The organism is Streptococcus suis YS161, from assembly GCF_002760245.1.
GTDB lineage: Bacteria > Bacillota > Bacilli > Lactobacillales > Streptococcaceae > Streptococcus > Streptococcus suis_I.
In genome coordinates, this window is sequence record NZ_ASCA01000047.1 from 1 (window position 1) to 15,598 (window position 15,598).

The 15,598-nt window shown below is 40.1% G+C and carries 16 protein-coding genes and 1 pseudogene; 4 read left to right on the forward strand and 13 right to left on the reverse strand.

From position 1 onward, the window contains the following. The 13 genes and pseudogenes from SST111_RS06485 to aroA form a co-directional block, all read right to left on the reverse strand. Positions 1-354: aminoglycoside 6-adenylyltransferase (locus tag SST111_RS06485; protein ID WP_002378350.1), on the reverse strand; the 354-nt coding region annotated here is incomplete at its 3' end. A 32-nt stretch (positions 355-386) separates the two neighbouring features. Then, positions 387-1,121, reverse strand: a complete 735-nt coding sequence (locus SST111_RS06490; protein WP_099810415.1) for a class I SAM-dependent methyltransferase — start codon at positions 1,119-1,121, stop codon at positions 387-389. Positions 1,122-1,162: 41 nt separating this feature from the next. Then, positions 1,163-1,657, reverse strand: coding sequence for a nucleotidyltransferase domain-containing protein (locus SST111_RS06495; protein ID WP_099810416.1), 495 nt, complete (start codon positions 1,655-1,657; stop codon positions 1,163-1,165). 79 nt (positions 1,658-1,736) lie between these two features. Further along, a complete protein-coding gene (gene arr, locus SST111_RS12275) occupies positions 1,737-2,147 on the reverse strand; it encodes an NAD(+)--rifampin ADP-ribosyltransferase (protein ID WP_211195352.1) in 411 nt (136 codons plus the stop codon). Positions 2,148-2,162: 15 nt separating this feature from the next. Further along, positions 2,163-2,771, reverse strand: a pseudogene (locus SST111_RS12280) (Vat family streptogramin A O-acetyltransferase); the annotation flags it as partial. Next, positions 2,768-3,607 (reverse strand): nucleotidyltransferase domain-containing protein, encoded by an 840-nt coding sequence (locus SST111_RS06505; RefSeq protein ID WP_099810418.1) that lies wholly within the window; start codon positions 3,605-3,607, stop codon positions 2,768-2,770. The pseudogene SST111_RS12280 and the gene SST111_RS06505, both read right to left, overlap by 4 nt. A gap of 20 nt (positions 3,608-3,627) precedes the next feature. Beyond that, positions 3,628-4,845 (reverse strand): macrolide efflux MFS transporter Mef(A), encoded by a 1,218-nt coding sequence (mef(A), locus tag SST111_RS06510; RefSeq protein WP_099810419.1) that lies wholly within the window; start codon positions 4,843-4,845, stop codon positions 3,628-3,630. A gap of 385 nt (positions 4,846-5,230) precedes the next feature. Beyond that, positions 5,231-5,401, reverse strand: a complete 171-nt coding sequence (locus SST111_RS06515; RefSeq protein WP_014638243.1) for a hypothetical protein — start codon at positions 5,399-5,401, stop codon at positions 5,231-5,233. 397 nt (positions 5,402-5,798) lie between these two features. Further along, the gene (rlmD, locus tag SST111_RS06520) at positions 5,799-7,154 is read right to left on the reverse strand and encodes a 23S rRNA (uracil(1939)-C(5))-methyltransferase RlmD (RefSeq protein WP_099810420.1); all 1,356 of its coding nucleotides are present in this window, start codon (positions 7,152-7,154) and stop codon (positions 5,799-5,801) included. Positions 7,155-7,220: 66 nt separating this feature from the next. Continuing rightward, positions 7,221-8,543: an LCP family glycopolymer transferase gene (locus SST111_RS06525; RefSeq protein ID WP_099810421.1), complete on the reverse strand. Its 1,323-nt coding sequence runs from the start codon at positions 8,541-8,543 to the stop codon at positions 7,221-7,223. Between the two features lie 11 nt (positions 8,544-8,554). After that, complete coding sequence (gene pheA, locus SST111_RS06530) at positions 8,555-9,382, reverse strand: prephenate dehydratase (RefSeq protein WP_044755626.1); 828 nt, start codon at positions 9,380-9,382, stop codon at positions 8,555-8,557. Beyond that, positions 9,373-9,864: a shikimate kinase gene (locus SST111_RS06535; protein ID WP_099810422.1), complete on the reverse strand. Its 492-nt coding sequence runs from the start codon at positions 9,862-9,864 to the stop codon at positions 9,373-9,375. Before SST111_RS06535 ends, pheA begins: the two co-directional genes overlap by 10 nt. 8 nt (positions 9,865-9,872) lie before the next feature. Next, positions 9,873-11,153 (reverse strand): 3-phosphoshikimate 1-carboxyvinyltransferase, encoded by a 1,281-nt coding sequence (gene aroA, locus SST111_RS06540; RefSeq protein ID WP_099810423.1) that lies wholly within the window; start codon positions 11,151-11,153, stop codon positions 9,873-9,875. Between the two features lie 211 nt (positions 11,154-11,364). Here aroA and SST111_RS06545 point away from each other — a divergent pair, with 211 nt between their 5' ends. The 4 genes from SST111_RS06545 to aroB are packed head-to-tail and all read left to right on the forward strand — an operon-like array spanning position 11,365 to position 15,432. After that, positions 11,365-12,402, forward strand: coding sequence for a 3-deoxy-7-phosphoheptulonate synthase (locus SST111_RS06545; protein ID WP_024376550.1), 1,038 nt, complete (start codon positions 11,365-11,367; stop codon positions 12,400-12,402). 9 nt (positions 12,403-12,411) lie between these two features. Continuing rightward, positions 12,412-13,437: a 3-deoxy-7-phosphoheptulonate synthase gene (locus tag SST111_RS06550; protein WP_024378158.1), complete on the forward strand. Its 1,026-nt coding sequence runs from the start codon at positions 12,412-12,414 to the stop codon at positions 13,435-13,437. A gap of 45 nt (positions 13,438-13,482) precedes the next feature. Beyond that, positions 13,483-14,352 carry a shikimate dehydrogenase gene (locus SST111_RS06555; RefSeq protein WP_099810424.1) on the forward strand — a complete coding sequence of 290 codons (870 nt, stop codon included), beginning with the start codon at positions 13,483-13,485 and terminating at the stop codon, positions 14,350-14,352. Positions 14,353-14,364: 12 nt separating this feature from the next. Next, positions 14,365-15,432 (forward strand): 3-dehydroquinate synthase, encoded by a 1,068-nt coding sequence (gene aroB, locus SST111_RS06560; RefSeq protein ID WP_099810425.1) that lies wholly within the window; start codon positions 14,365-14,367, stop codon positions 15,430-15,432. The last annotated feature ends 166 nt before the right edge of the window (positions 15,433-15,598 follow it).

Genomic DNA, 15,598 nt, shown 5'->3' on the forward strand with positions numbered 1-15,598 from the left:
TAATTTATCGCCCTTTAGGTAATTATCTAACTCTTCCAAGGGCAATAAGGTAAGATCAATTTTATTGTAATCATCAAATAGCATAAGATAGGAAAATCCCTTTTCTTCAGGTGGGAATAATTCCATATCCTCCGGCTTTTGCATCATTATTATATTCCCAAATTGATTAAGCCAGTCATCATTAGATATAAACGGTTCTATATCACTTACAAAATATGTAATATCATAATCCTGAAATTCATCTTTAGGTATATTAATATTTGCGCGTGACCCCTCAAGGGTCACAATTCGAATACGTTCATCCTGTTCTGCTAAAGAAAGTACTAAATCCATCATTTCTTTTTCTGATCTCATTTACATACTCCTCGTTTATTTTTTCTATATTATTACATCTTCTTTTTTGCCGATACAATCAGCATCATTGGGCGTCGCATTTCATCCGCCATCCCCGGAATATCCATCATGTTCTCTGGCGGCTGTGGCTCCACAATCTGATTTATTATAAAACTATTTGAAAGCAGTGTATTTAGATATGTGGTCAGTGTTCTATGATATTTTGTAACCTTTTCTTCCAAAAACATAGCTGTCCGTTTGCCCTCATAATAATAATTGTCCACCGGGAAATGCAGTATTTCTCCTTTTTCGTTATAATACCAGTCTTGTGTTCCATGAGCAGTAAAAACAGGATGTTCAACTGTAAAAACTAAATTGCCACCAGCCTTCAGCATCCTATATATCTTTTTTATTAAATTCTCATAGTCTGCTACATAATGAAACGCAAGCGAACTTAGTATTACATCAAAGCTCTCCTCTGGGAAATCCACATCTTCTATGGCACAGCATTCATATTCAATCTGTGGAAAATGGGTTTTTCCTTTTGCTACTTCGAGCATTTTATGAGAAATATCAACACCTACTACAGAGGAAGCACCGTTTTCCATCGCATATATACAGTGCCATCCATAGCCGCATCCTAAGTCAAGCACACGCTTATCTTTAAAATTTGGTAGCAGCTTTCTCAATGTTTCCCATTCTCCTGCACCGGCCAGACCCTGCTGCGAGCGACTCATTTGATTGTATTTTTGAAAAAATGTATTGTCATCATATTTGTTTTCTTTCATCTGAATTCTCCTCGTAAAATACTTGTTTCATTCATAATACACTAATCCGAAATGAGGCTATCAAGATTATTCATATCGATTTTATCAACTTCTCTAAGCTCGTATCCACTATGAAATAATTTTTGAGCTTCAGCAGAAATACATGGAATAACCCGACCTTCAAACACTGCAGTCGAAAACCATTTTGCTTCAAACTCATACCAGCCACCTTGTGGATCAGCCTGCCGAGCGCTTCCATCTTTGTTTATTATTAAAGGATGTATATCTATATAGCCAAGTTCTGGGTGATATAACTCGATACGAGAAGGACTCCAATCAACTACAATCTCATAACCTATTTCTTTCAGTTTATTTAATAAAGCATCTGTAAACTCTCCGTCAAAATCAACGTCAATATCTCGATGTTCTCTGTTTTGCTTTCCAAGTAAAATATCTATACCCCATCCGCCATCTATCCAATATCTCATTTCCATACTATTTAATAAATCCAATACTTCTATTAAGTTTTCCTTGGTTACAATCTCTTTTTTATTCATAAAATCTCCCTTTATTAAGTTCTTATTTACCAGCTAGATTTCTCTGTATAACAACTTTAATTTATCTATTATCACGTTATCAGTCGTTAATTGCCTCGATACCCTGCTGCTTTAGCTTCTCAAGGTTATCTAACATGTTCTGGAGCACCTCTGGAGCGTGTCCATCCCAATCCAACACTTCGCCTACTACTCGTAGCGGTGACTTGGTGCGGTAAGACCTTGTCGGATTCCCCGGGAACTTCTTGTCAGTTAAATTAGGATCATTCTCAAAGGTACCAGTAGGCTCTACAATATAAATCCGACCAGGTTCATCGCCCACCGCAAGTTCAGCTCCCCATATAGCCGCATCTAGTGTCGCGGTCAGATAGACGTAGTTGGCCTTCTTTTGCTCCCCATAATTAGAGCTATAACCGGGTTCCAACAATCCCCCCAGATTCAAGTCGGCTTTTGTGCCGTGGTAGAAAGGCCCTGAATCCAGGGATTTATTCATTAATTGCTCTAATCCATTTTCCGTTGTTAGCTTTTCAAGATTATTAAATATTTCCTCTTCGCTCCAATTCCACCATTGAAGCTTTAGCAAGAATTCAACCTTTTCATCACTAAATCGATTTTTGATAAATTTAGCTGGATTCCCACCATATATTGTGTATGGTTCAACACTTTTTACTACTGTTGAGTTAGCTGCAATAATCGCACCATCACCAATTTTAATACCCGGCATAATGGTTACATTTTGACCTATCCATACATCATTGCCAATCACTGTGTCACCCTTAAAAGGAAGTTGTTCTATTGTAGGAGTCACCTTTTCCCATCCACAGCCAAAGATATTAAACGGATAGGTTGTAATTCCATCCATTCTGTGATTTGCACCATTCATAATAAACTTAACACCCTCTGCAATTGCACAGAACTTGCCTATTATCAGTTTATCCCCTAGAAATTCGTAGTGGTGCTCTATATTATCATAAAATTTCTCTGGAGACTTTTTATTATCGCTATAATAGGTATATTCGCCAATCTCAACATTGGGTCTTTCTGGTAGATTGCTTATAAAGCAAACCGTCTGTATATTTTCATTCGGATAAAGCTTTTTCTTATCTGGCCCTTTCATTGATTATTGGCTCCTTTCAGGTGTTCAACATCATTTACTAGTCTTTGAAGAATCTCTATTCCTTTTCTTGTACAATCTACATCAGTTGATATTAAGGAAATAACCTTATCGACCCTTTCCTTGTAATTACTTGGCTTGATCTTAAAATCTTCAATCATCTTAACAGCCTTTTTTTCATTTATACAGTATTCTCTGTTTACTGCAAATAAGACTTGGTTAAGGGAAGATATGCTTCGAATGCAATGCCCGCAAACATAGGATACATCGTCTTTGTCTATATTGTTCTCAGCAAACATTAAAGAGAAACCTGCCTCAAACATAAAAAATTCGGTTAACCCTTTCTGCAAGGCGGTTGGATAACATTCTGCTTGCTTTTTAAATTCATAAAAGTTTTCATCATTAGCGTATTGTATCTTGCTGATTCCTAATTCTCCACGATACATGGTGTTAATATATCCATGGGGATGCCCTGTCTGATAATTGGCAGTAACAATTCCTTGCCCCGTATCTTTGATTATTTGTTCCACCCGTTTTATATCACGTAAAATCAAGTCAACATGATACCCATTTATGACTAACCATCCACCGCCATTAACCCAATCGCCCCACGCTCCAGGAGGTACAACAAGGTTGCTTCTATGCTCATCATCCAACTCTGTAGCAAGTTGATTAATCGCAGTCAAGTCAAATGATTCTGAATTGTAATAGATTCCGATATCAATATCAGAATCCTTTGTATGTGTGCCTCTTGCACGTGAGCCCCCTAATACAATACCTTCTATACAAGGCAAAGAGGATAATTTCTCTGTTACTAATTGAATGATATTATCTACCATACGAACACACTCCTTTTATTTTATTTCGAATCTAATTTTCTAATCTCAGTCATCATCGGGCAAACTATAGCAATGCCGATGATTAAAATACCTGATATTAAAAACCAATGGTTTATACCAATTCTATCAGAAAAGAACCCGGAAAGGATTAACCCAAGTGGCATAGCAAGTGACATGATACTTCCGGTCAAGGAAAATACACGCCCTAAATATTCAGGCTTGATTTTTTCCTGAAATAGTGCTGTTTGTACACCGCTGTAAAATGGAACTGAAAGCCCCATTATTGCACAGCAGACTACAAATATGACAAATCCACTTGGAGGAAGTAATCCTGCAATGGCTAAACTAGCTCCCATCATAAAAAATGAACCTGTTATTAAAAGTACACGCTTTTCGTAACTTCCCAATCTTCCTAATAACAAGCCTCCTGCCAGCATACCAGAGGCAAAAGCAATTTCGGTAATAGAAATATGCATCGGTGTCCCATTAAAATATTCCATGCTGATTAAAGGGTATAGTGCATTAATCGGCATATACACAAATGTATATAGTGTTCCTAAAAGTAATAAGTCAAATAACCCTTTGTTTTGTCTCAGTACGACAATTCCTTCTTTCATTTCTTCCATGAAATCTGATTGCAAACCATGCCGGTCTACTTTAAGCTTTGGAATACTCACAAATGCCACTGTGAGACTAGCAATCACCGCACCCAGCACATCGATGGCTATAATCGCATTTAATTCCCAAACAGAGTATAACAATGCCGCAACTGCTGGACTTAAGATATAACTTATAGACTGCAAGGACTGGCTATAACCCGCACATTTGGTCAACTGATCTTCTGGCACTAAAAGAGGCGTAACCGCATTCAGAGCAGGGGAATGAAAAGCTGTTCCGATGCTACGGATAAACAACACTACCATAACCATCCAGACAGGTAACTCCATATTCAATGCAATAATAGCTAGCATTGCTCCAGCTGCTGCGATAATTAAATCAGCACCAATCATTATCTTTTTCCTATCATAGCGATCCACTAGCACACCGATAGCTGGCCCAAAGACCGCATAGGGTAGAAAACCAACTAGTGAGGCCATCGACAACACCATAGCAGACCCTGTCTTTTCTGTAAGATAAAAAATAATCGCCATTTGCAAGATGGCACTAGTGATTAATGATACTGCTTGCCCTGCCCATATTGTATAAAACTTAAGTTTCCAATTGTTGTATTTTTCCATTTATATTATCTCCTGCATATTATTTTGCTTGAATTTCTATTTTGAATAGCATTCTAGGCAATAAAAAATGCAGGCCAAACCCCACAATGTGGCTTTTGGTCTGCATACATACAATTTGGAAACATTCATATTAAAGACATAGTTAAATAAAGGTATAGTTAAATAACCAATATCCTCACCGTAACTAATGAATGCTGAATATCGTATAAATAAGCACAACAAAAAAGCCTATCATCGGGTATAGATTCTGCTTTTTTTATTGCCAGCTTATCTTAAACGCATTGAGGCTGTCATAGTTTCGGTTCCTCCTACATCTTTGTTTATATCAATTTATAGTATAACACAACAAGATGATATGTTCAATATAAAAGTTATGGAATGAGTCTCATACTTCCAATTCGATGCCAGATTTAAAGGATATGACGAAGTGTTCTTCATAGACTGTAACGCTCTGGATTATCTTCCTTAGTAGCAAGCGATTAGCTTTCACAAAATCTTCTGTTTGTAGTTTAAAAAATTCATCAGGATTTTCTAACTCAACCTCAAAATATTTCATTTTACATTCCCTCATTTCATTTATTGATAAATTGAGTTTACAAAAAAGAGTGGACACAATTTTTGTCTACTCTTGACCTTTAAAATAGTTTTTTTTTTTAAAATCGATTTGAAGTTGCCTAAATTATTACTTATTCGATAAAATGAAGTATTGCTTTCAACAGATTTCCTTCAACTACACTTCACTTGATTCAAACAAGGTGGGTACATTTCTATTCCCACAAACTCCTTGTCAATGGAAACAAACACGTACCCACAGGGTAAATGGAAATAGAAACTGATAATTTCTAGCTATCACTTCTACTCATTCCAAAAATTTTCTCACTCTGATACTTACCCACCATAAAGCAAAAAGCCTTGCAATCAAGGCTTTCATTATCCCTTTCGTTCAAAGGTTTCTAAGCTTTTACAAGCAGAGCAACACACTCGATGTGATGCGTACTCGGAAAAAGATCCACCGGCCGTACTTTTGTTAGTTTATAGCCCAATTCTTCGTAGAGCTTGATATCACGCGCCATGGTTGCCACATTACAAGAGATGTAGACGATTTTATCTGGCTCTACAGAACTACTTGCCTTGATAAAGCTATCAGTCAAGCCTTTTCTCGGCGGGTCGACAAAAATCACAGTTGGTTTGATACCGTCTGCCACCCATTTTTGCATGGCAGACTCAGCACTATCACAGACGTAGGTCACATTGTCAATCCCATTTCGAGCAGCATTCTTCTGACTATCAAGGACAGCCTTTTCAACGACTTCTACACCGTAAACATGCTTAACTTGTTTTGCAAAGGAGAGACCAATTGTCCCAATACCTGAATAGGCATCAATCACGACATCATCTGCCGACAATTCTGCAAAATCAATGGCAGTCTGATAGAGTTTTTCAGCCATTTCCGTATTGACCTGATAAAAGGACGGAGCTGAAATCTCAAATTCATTGCCCAACATAGTGTCGACAATGGTCTCACTGCCATGCAAAAGACGAAATTCTTGACCGAATATAGCATTGGTATTCTGGTCATTAATATTCTGAACGATAGAAACAAGGTTTGGAAATTGGCTTGTCAGACGCTCAATAAGGGTTTCAACACGGAAAATCTTCGGACGAGTCGTAACTAAAACTAGCATCAACTGACCTGAATAATGACCACGACGAACAACAATATTTCTCACAAGTCCTGTCTGTTCTTTCTCATCGTAAGGCTTCAAGTCTAATTTTCTCAAGAGGTCACGTGTCGCTAGAACCAAGGCATCAATTTCCTTATGTTGAATGTAAAAATCCTCAATCGGAACTAAATCATGTGAATTTTTTCGGAAAAATCCTGTTTCTAACTGCCCATTCGCACGACGTACTGGAACAGCTGCCTTATTACGATAAGCAAGAGGATTGTCCATTCCTAAAGTATCTGCTACTGCTATTTCTGAAATGCCTGCAATCTTACGTAGACTATTCTCAACTTGTTTTTTCTTAAAAGCTAGTTGGGCTGGATAAGTGAGATGCCCCAAGTCAGCAATACCTGTTCTCAGATAGGTCAAATCCAAGTCCTGATTACGGTCTCGTGAGAAGCTCTGCCATTGCTCCACCTTACCAAAACCAATATTTTTCTTAAGTTTTAAGATGCGCATGGAAATTTTCTCACCTGGGAGAGCATTGTCTACAAAGAAGACAAAACCATCAATTTTTGCCACACCCTGCCCCTCATGTGTCAAATCTACAACTTCTACTTCGACAATATCGTTTTTCTTTAACATAATTCTACTTTCTATTTTTGGACCACTAAAAAAGTGACCGAAGTCACTTCTAGTATACCATATTTCTTAACGCAGGCCTAACTCAGCCAAACGCTGCTGGTATTTTTCAAAATCAACACGAAGAGCCATACCACCATACATATCATAGTCGTCAATCCAGTCTCCATATTCTGGGATTGTAACACGTTCGATACCATTTGCCGCATCCAATAGAAGGCCTGGTCCCTGTAGCCACATAAAGCTTTGTGGCACTGTTGTCGGAGTCATGGCCACAACCTTACCGATAGCTTCGGAGCCAGAGAATAGTTTCATTGGATTTTTAGCTTGTGTCATAACAGCAGATAACACTTCCTGTTGACGTCTCGTACGACCAAAATCACCTTCATCATCCGAACGATAGCGCGCGTAGTTAAGCAAGGTCTTACCATCCATCTGCTGTACACCGACCTGAATCGTTTGATAAGCAGGAGCATTTTCTTCCAGCTGTAAATCATTCGGCACTTCTACTGAGCTAACGACTTCACCATTAATAGTTGAAAACTGTGCATCAATCGTTACACCCTCAGGGAAAAGTGTATCAATCGTTGTCGCAAAGGTTGCAAAATCCACCATCGCATAGTACTTGATATCGATGTCAAAATTATTCTTCAACGTCTTCCGAACTTCTTCAGCCCCTTGCTGATTATCCTGTTCTCCCAAAGTATAGGCAGTATTGAGTTTATATTCATATCCCTCAATATCCACCAAGGTATCCCGCATAAAGCTAACAAGTTTGACTTTGTTATCCGTGTTATTCACATTTAGAACCATGATGGTATCCGTTCGAGTTTCACCTGAGCTTTCGCCAACACGACCGTCTGTTCCCAAAATTAAAATATTTGTCCCATTCGATGTATCTACGCCGTTGAAGACCTCAGCTACCGGCTTCTCGCTCACGCTATTCATACCTTTGAAGAAATTATAGCCCATCGCTACAATCACTAGCGCTATAGCAAGCAATACGAAGCCAATAAAGCGCTTGAAACCACCCTTTTTACGAGCTTTTTTAGGTTTAAGTACCTTCGCTTTGGGCTCGATACGAGGAGACTGAAACCGTTGAGGTTTGGCTTGTCTTGTTTTTCTGGATTTACGTTCAGGATAGCGAGGCAACAGTTCCTCTTGCTCATCACCCTCTTCAAAATAATCTTCCTCGAAGTCATCTGCATAAGCCGTTGGTGTGAAGCTGCGTAGAGATTGCCTTGGACTTCCATGCCGTTCTCTCAGCTCTTTTTTATATAATAGATAATCCAACTCGCGACTTTCTTTGTCATTTAAGTAGTGGATATTTTTTTGCAAATAATCTAACCTCAATTGTTCATGATGGGTTAGGATATTATTGTTTTTATTCATCTGTCTTCATCCTAGCTGGTCATATAGACCAGGTAATTCCCTAGTACTTTATAGGTTATATCTAAACTAGTCAATTCTTTTTGAGAATAGACTAATAATTCCTCAGACTGATTGTCCAGATCCAGTATGAAAAAATACTCACCCAAAGCCGTTTTCAGGGGTCGGCTTTCTATTTTTGTTAAGCTGATTCCTCTCCATGAGAAAACAGACATTGCCTTATACAAGGCTCCTGGCAGGTTATCTGGCAATGTCAATGCAAGACTAACTTTTTTAGCTACTTGTTCCAGGGCAATAGACGGAGCCTTATCCCCCAAAATCCAAAAACGTGTAAAATTCTCGCTGATTTCCTGGATGTCTTGCGCAATTACTTCCAGTCCATATTCAACTGCTGCCGCTTGCGGAGCAATTGCCGCGAATGGTTGTTCAGGGTGTTCTGCCACAAAGCGAGCAGCATAGGCTGTACTAGCCGTTATTTCAATACGAGCCTGAGGAAAATGTTCCTGAATATATTTCTTCCCCTGAGCAATTGCCTGCGGATGAGAATAGATAACCTCTACAGCCTTATCGGCACTCGTGGCTAACAGTTGTTGGGCAATCGGTTGAACAATCTCTGCAACCGCATGAATCTCCGCCTGATGAAAGAGATAGTCAATCGTTTCATGAACACTACCTTCAATCGAGTTCTCTACTGGAATAACGGAATAGGTAACTTCCCCCGTTTCGTAGGCCTTGATAACCTCTGTAATCGTTTCAAAAGCCTGCAAATCCGCAGTAGGAAAGGCCTGCTGGGCCACTTGATGTGTAAAAGAACCACGAGGTCCTAGATAGGCTACTTGCATAAAATTTTCCTTGCTACTTGTTCTGGATTCAGTTTATCTGTATCGATTACCGTATCAGCTAAACCTTGATAAAGTGCCATTCGTTCACGATAGAGGGCTTCAAATTCTTCCTTACTGTACTGTAAAAAGAGAGGTCTTTGCGATTGGCTATCCTTACTAATTCTCTGATAGGAAACTTCAAAGGAGGCAGTAAGTAGTACATTGTTCTCCCTATTTGCCAACAGCAATTCCCTGTTTACTTCAGATTTAATCACACCACCACCAGTTGACACGATACAATTACTAGGTAAGTCCAGCAATTCTTTCAGTACCTCTGTCTCCAGATGTCTAAACGAAGCCTCTCCTTCAAGACTGAAATAGTCAGCAATAGGCATACCAATCCGTTCTTCAATGATATGGTCCATATCGTAAACGGGGAGATTTAACAAATGTGCTGTTGTTGTTTTTCCAACTCCCATAAATCCAAGTAAAACGATTGGCATACGTTCTCCTAATCCATCAAACTATTTAAGTGTTCAAAGAAGGCAGGATAGCTAGTATTGATAGCTTCTGCTCTTTCCAATACAACTTCTCCATCTTTGGCCAACAAGGCGGCAATGGCAGTCATCATACCGATACGGTGGTCACCAAATGTATTGATTTCAGCACCATGTAAAGCAGTTGGTCCGTGAATAATCATACCATCTTCTGTTGGTTCAATAGTTGCTCCCATACTATTTAGAGCATCTGCAACGACCTGAATACGATCCGTTTCTTTGACTTTCAACTCCTCAGCATCACGAATAATCGTTGTTCCATGTGCTTGAGTCGCTAGTAAGGTAATAATTGGCAACTCATCAATCAAACGAGGAATCAATTCGCCTGCAATCTCCGTAGCCTTCAATTCCGATGTTTCAACTGTAATGGTAGCAGATTTTGCAAGTTCATCTATATTAGAAAGGGTCATTTTTCCGCCCATAGCTTTAATGACATCTAGAATACCAGTCCGAGTTTCATTGATTCCCACATTTTCAAGGACAATTTTTGAACCTGGTACGATTAAGCCAGCAACCAACCAAAAAGCAGCACTTGAAATATCTCCTGGAACTGTAATCTCTTGGGCAATAAACTCCTGACCACCTTGGATGCGGATTTCCTTGCCATTGACTTCTAACTGTCCACCAAACTGGACAATCATATCTTCTGTATGGTTTCGAGTCAATTCTTTTTCTACGATGACCGACTCTCCCTCAGCCTGCAAGGCAGCAAAAATCAGAGCTGATTTTACTTGAGCAGAGGCTACAGGCAATTGGTAGCGAATTGGTTTTAAATGCTTATTCCCTTTGATGGTCAACGGAGGTAGGTCACGTTCAGTTTGTCCAGAAATCTCTACTCCCATTTGACTGAGTGGAATAGTCACTCGGTCCATGGGACGTTTGGACAAGGAATCATCACCAAACATAGTCGCCTCAAAGTCTTGACCTGCCAAAACGCCTGAAATCAAACGAATCGAGGTTCCAGAATTTCCCATATCCAAATCATTTTTTGGTGCTTGAAGACCATCAAAGCCAACACCGTGTACTTCAACAATATCACCATTGTCTTCAATTTTTACACCCAAATCACGAAAGACCTGCATGGTTGACAAGACATCTTCCCCACGTAAAATATCGTGGACACGGGTAACACCTTTTGCAAGGGAACCAAAAATAATAGAACGATGACTGATTGATTTATCACCTGGGACACGAATTTTTCCTTGTAATTTTTCTACATTTGTTCTTAATTTCATAACTCATACCTCGAAATAGTGTTAGACCTATTCTATCATATTTATTGAATATTTTCAGATTTTTTTGGCAAATTATGTCTAAATTAAAGAAATGCTAAAAAGCTACAAAAGATAAAGAAAGAATTTTCAGAATTTACTGTAATTTTTACACAAAATCATGAATATTGGTTTTAAATTCTTAAAAATAATGGTATAATTGAGGAATCTATAAATGAAAGAGGAAGACCTATTGTTTACACCAATCAGCGAAAAAATTGACATCAATCAAGTACGAGAACATTCAAAACTTTCTCCAGAAACACTTACTAAAAAACAAGCTCGTGACCGTGAACTTGAAGCCATCTTAAAAGGAGAAGATGATCGTCTTCTCCTAGTAATTGGACCATGTTCTTCTGACAATGAAGAGGCTGTTTTAGATTATGCTCACCGCTTGGCCAAGCTCCAAGAAGAGGTCAAAGATAAAATTTTCATGGTCATGCGCGTCTATACTGCCAAGCCACGTACCAATGGTGATGGTTATAAGGGACTCATGCACCAACCAGATACAGATGCTGCACCAAGCCTCATCAACGGAATCAAAGCTGTTCGCAACCTCCACTATCGTGTCATTACGGAAACAGGTTTAACTACTGCTGACGAGATGCTCTACCCTGAAAACCTGCCTTTGGTTGATGACTTGGTTTCCTACATCGCTATCGGAGCTCGTTCGGTTGAAAATCAGCAGCACCGTTTTGTAGCGTCAGGCATCGATGTTCCAACAGGCTTGAAAAATCCAACATCTGGCAACCTCAAAGTCATGTTCAACGGTCTTTTTGCTGCTCAGAAGAAGCAATCCTTCCTCTTCAACAATACTGAAGTTGAAACATCTGGCAACCCACTTGCTCACGTTATTCTTCGTGGCGCAGTCAATGAAAATGGTAAATACCTACCAAACTATTACTACGACAATCTCTTGGAAACCATTGACCTCTATGACCAATTTGGTTTGAAAAATCCATTCATCATCATCGATACCAACCATGACAATTCTGGGAAAAATTATTTGGAACAAATCCGTATCGTCCGTCAAACCTTAATCAACCGTGACTGGAACGAATCCATTCGTAACTACGTTCGCGGATTTATGATTGAATCCTACATTGAAGACGGGCGCCAAGACAATCCAGATGTCTATGGAAAATCCATCACGGATCCTTGCTTAGGCTGGGAAAAAACACAAGAACTCATCCGAGAAATTTACAACAGATAGGAAGATATTATGGGAATTCACAAACGTAGCACCAGTTTAGACATCGATAAAGTAAAGGAACTTTCCAAGTTAGAAGGAGAATTTCTAGCTGCAAAAAATCAGCGCGATGAAGAACTGAAAAGAATTATCCGAGGCGAAGATGACCGTCTGCTCTTGGTTATAGGCCCTTGCTCATCAGATAATGAAGAGGCCGTTCTAGAATATGCACGTCGTCTCTCTAAGCTTCAAGAGGAAGTCAAAGATAAAATCTTCATGGTCATGCGGGTTTACACAGCTAAGCCACGTACCAATGGGGAAGGCTATAAAGGACTGGTTCATCAGCCAGATACTTCTAAATTACCAGACCTCATTAACGGTATCGCTGCCGTTCGTAATTTGCATTACCGTGTCATTACTGAGACCGGACTCACAACTGCTGATGAAATGCTCTATTCTGCCAACTATCCACTGGTGGAAGATTTAGTGTCCTACCACGCTATCGGAGCCCGCTCAGTCGAAGATCAAGAGCACCGTTTTGTAGCTTCAGGTATTGATATGCCAACTGGTATGAAAAACCCAACTTCTGGTAATTTGACCGTTATGTTCAATGGTATCTACGCCGCACAAAACAAACAGAACTTTATTTACCGTGATGCAGAAGTTGATACAGACGGCAACCCTCTAGCTCATGCTATCCTTCGTGGTGCCAATACTGAAAAGGGCGGTTATGAGCCAAACTACTACTATGATATTCTCTTGAAAACCATCAAACAGTATGAACAATTTGGTCTTAAAAATCCATTTATCGTAATTGATACCAACCATGATAATTCTGGTAAAAATTACCTGGAACAAATCCGTATCGTCCGTCAAACCCTCATCAACCGTGATTGGAACGAATCCATTCGCAAATATGTCCGTGGTTTCATGATTGAATCCTACTTAGAAGACGGCCGTCAAGATAGCCCTGAGGTATTCGGCAAATCCATTACCGACCCTTGCTTAGGTTGGGAAAAAACGGAAGCTCTGATTCGTGAAATTCATCAAACCGTCTAATTCTTTCCTTAATTTTTTATACGATAAATAATTTGGAGGTAAGCTATGAACATTGATGGTTACACTCGTCTTGCTGCCGTTGTTGCAAAGCCAATCAAACACTCCATTTCCCCCTTCATACATAATCTGGCATTTAAAGAAACAGGTGTAAATGGTGTCTATGTCGCTTGGGAAATTCCAGAAGAGGATTTGGCTGCTACTCTTGAAAATATCAAACGCTACGATATGTTTGGCATCAATCTTTCCATGCCCTATAAACAAGCTGTCATTCCTTATCTAGATGATTTAACAGCCTCTGCACGCCTGATTGGCGCTGTCAATACTGTCATTCATCAGAACGGCTTACTAATCGGTCACAATACCGATGGCATTGGATTCTTCAAAAGTTTAGAAAAACTAAGAGGATTCCAAGTACGCAACAAGCGACTGACCATTCTAGGTGGTGGTGGTGCTTCTACCGCTATCATTGCTCAGGCCGCCCTAGATGGAGCCAAAGAAATTACCATTTTCTGCCGTCAACAAAGCTTGGAAAGAACACAGGCGAGTCTTACACCTATTGCTCAAGCAACTGGAGTTCCTATGCAGGTCCTAGCGCTCGAAGTTAGCCAATTACTACAGGAACATATTACCAACTCCGACTTACTAGTCAACGGAACCAGTGTAGGCATGGATGGGTATTCTCAACCTGTTCCTTCTACCATTCGCTTTCCTGAAAATCTTTTGGTTGCAGATGTGATCTATCAACCATTCGAAACACCTTTAATGAAGCTTGCCCAATCACAGGGCAACCCAACTATCAATGGTTTGGGCATGCTCCTTTTCCAAGCAGCCGAAGCCTTCCAAGCCTGGACTGGTAAGGAAATGCCGACTGACTTGATTTGGGACCAATTAGTCCAGAAATACGACATCAAATAGAGAGGAAATCTGATGAAACTGACCGTCAATCTTCCCAACACTCCCTACGACATCCTTATCCAAAGAGGAAGTTTATCACAGACAGGTGCATGGGTCAAGGAACTCTGGAAACCTCAGAAAATCGCCATTATTACAGATGACCACGTTGGCTCACTCTACCGTGAAACAGTCCAGTCAAGCTTAGAACAAGCTGGTTTTGAAACCATTGTCTTTGAATTTCCAGAAGGTGAGGCCTCAAAAAATCTTGATACCGTCAACCAGGCCTACGAATTTCTCGTAAAAAATGGTATGACACGAAGTGATGGAATCATTGCTCTCGGCGGAGGAGTCGTTGGCGATTTGGCAGGTTTTGTCGCTTCTACCTATATGCGTGGTATCCATTTCCTACAAATCCCAACCAGCCTAACTGCCCAAGTTGATTCTTCTATCGGGGGAAAAACTGGCGTGAATACCCCATTTGCCAAAAATATGGTGGGCACTTTCTGCCAGCCAGACGGCGTACTCATTGACCCTGATACCCTAAAAACACTCGGCAAACGTGAATTGATTGAAGGAATGGGCGAGGTTGTCAAATATGGCTTAATAGATGATGTGGAGCTCTGGGAAACCCTAGACCAATTAGACGGCTCTGTCGAGAGCATTCTGGAGCATGCTGACTATATCATCTACCACTCCTGTGAAGTCAAACGCAAGGTTGTTGTCGAAGATGAATTAGACAACGGTGTCAGACTCTACCTCAACTTCGGTCACACGATTGGACATGCTATTGAAGCGACCGCTGGCTACGGCCAAGTCATGCACGGTGAAGCTGTTGCCATCGGTATGGTACAAATCTCACGCGCAGCTGAGAAAAAAGGACTGATGCCAGCTGGTATGACAGAAAAGATTATCGCCATGTGTGAAAAATTCGGCTTGCCGACTACACACCAGCCTTGGAATGTAGATGAATTATACGCCGCCCTAACTCACGATAAAAAAGCACGTGGCAAGACCATCAAACTTGTTATCGTTCCTCAATTGGGACAGGCTGCCATCCATCAAATTCCAATGGAAGAAATGCTAGAATTTCTACAAGTATAGTCTTTTAGTTCACATCAAAAGCCGCAGGTATAACTCAATGCTTTCTTGTTTCTAGGCAACCAGCTGATATACTTCGTTTTTTTGTTTTCAGGCTCAGGCACGAATAGTCCACTGGACTATTCGTATCTCCCACCTTGCACAGTTAATGGACTGTGCAAGGTGGGAG

Bases quoted from the DNA above. Each gene is read 5' to 3' on its own strand.
- SST111_RS06490 (WP_099810415.1), bottom strand. From the start codon at position 1,121: ATGAAAGAAAACAAATATGATGACAATACATTTTTTCAAAAATACAAT.
- SST111_RS06550 (WP_024378158.1), top strand. From the start codon at position 12,412: ATGGGAATTCACAAACGTAGCACCAGTTTAGACATCGATAAAGTAAAG.
- arr (WP_211195352.1), bottom strand. From the start codon at position 2,147: ATGAATAAATCCCTGGATTCAGGGCCTTTCTACCACGGCACAAAAGCC.
- aroA (WP_099810423.1), bottom strand. From the start codon at position 11,153: ATGAAATTAAGAACAAATGTAGAAAAATTACAAGGAAAAATTCGTGTC.
- aroB (WP_099810425.1), top strand. From the start codon at position 14,365: ATGAAACTGACCGTCAATCTTCCCAACACTCCCTACGACATCCTTATC.
- pheA (WP_044755626.1), bottom strand. From the start codon at position 9,382: ATGCAAGTAGCCTATCTAGGACCTCGTGGTTCTTTTACACATCAAGTG.
- SST111_RS06555 (WP_099810424.1), top strand. From the start codon at position 13,483: ATGAACATTGATGGTTACACTCGTCTTGCTGCCGTTGTTGCAAAGCCA.
- SST111_RS06495 (WP_099810416.1), bottom strand. From the start codon at position 1,657: ATGAATAAAAAAGAGATTGTAACCAAGGAAAACTTAATAGAAGTATTG.
- rlmD (WP_099810420.1), bottom strand. From the start codon at position 7,154: ATGTTAAAGAAAAACGATATTGTCGAAGTAGAAGTTGTAGATTTGACA.
- SST111_RS06525 (WP_099810421.1), bottom strand. From the start codon at position 8,543: ATGAATAAAAACAATAATATCCTAACCCATCATGAACAATTGAGGTTA.
- SST111_RS06515 (WP_014638243.1), bottom strand. From the start codon at position 5,401: ATGAAATATTTTGAGGTTGAGTTAGAAAATCCTGATGAATTTTTTAAA.
- SST111_RS06535 (WP_099810422.1), bottom strand. From the start codon at position 9,864: ATGCCAATCGTTTTACTTGGATTTATGGGAGTTGGAAAAACAACAACA.
- SST111_RS06505 (WP_099810418.1), bottom strand. From the start codon at position 3,607: ATGGTAGATAATATCATTCAATTAGTAACAGAGAAATTATCCTCTTTG.
- SST111_RS06545 (WP_024376550.1), top strand. From the start codon at position 11,365: ATGAAAGAGGAAGACCTATTGTTTACACCAATCAGCGAAAAAATTGAC.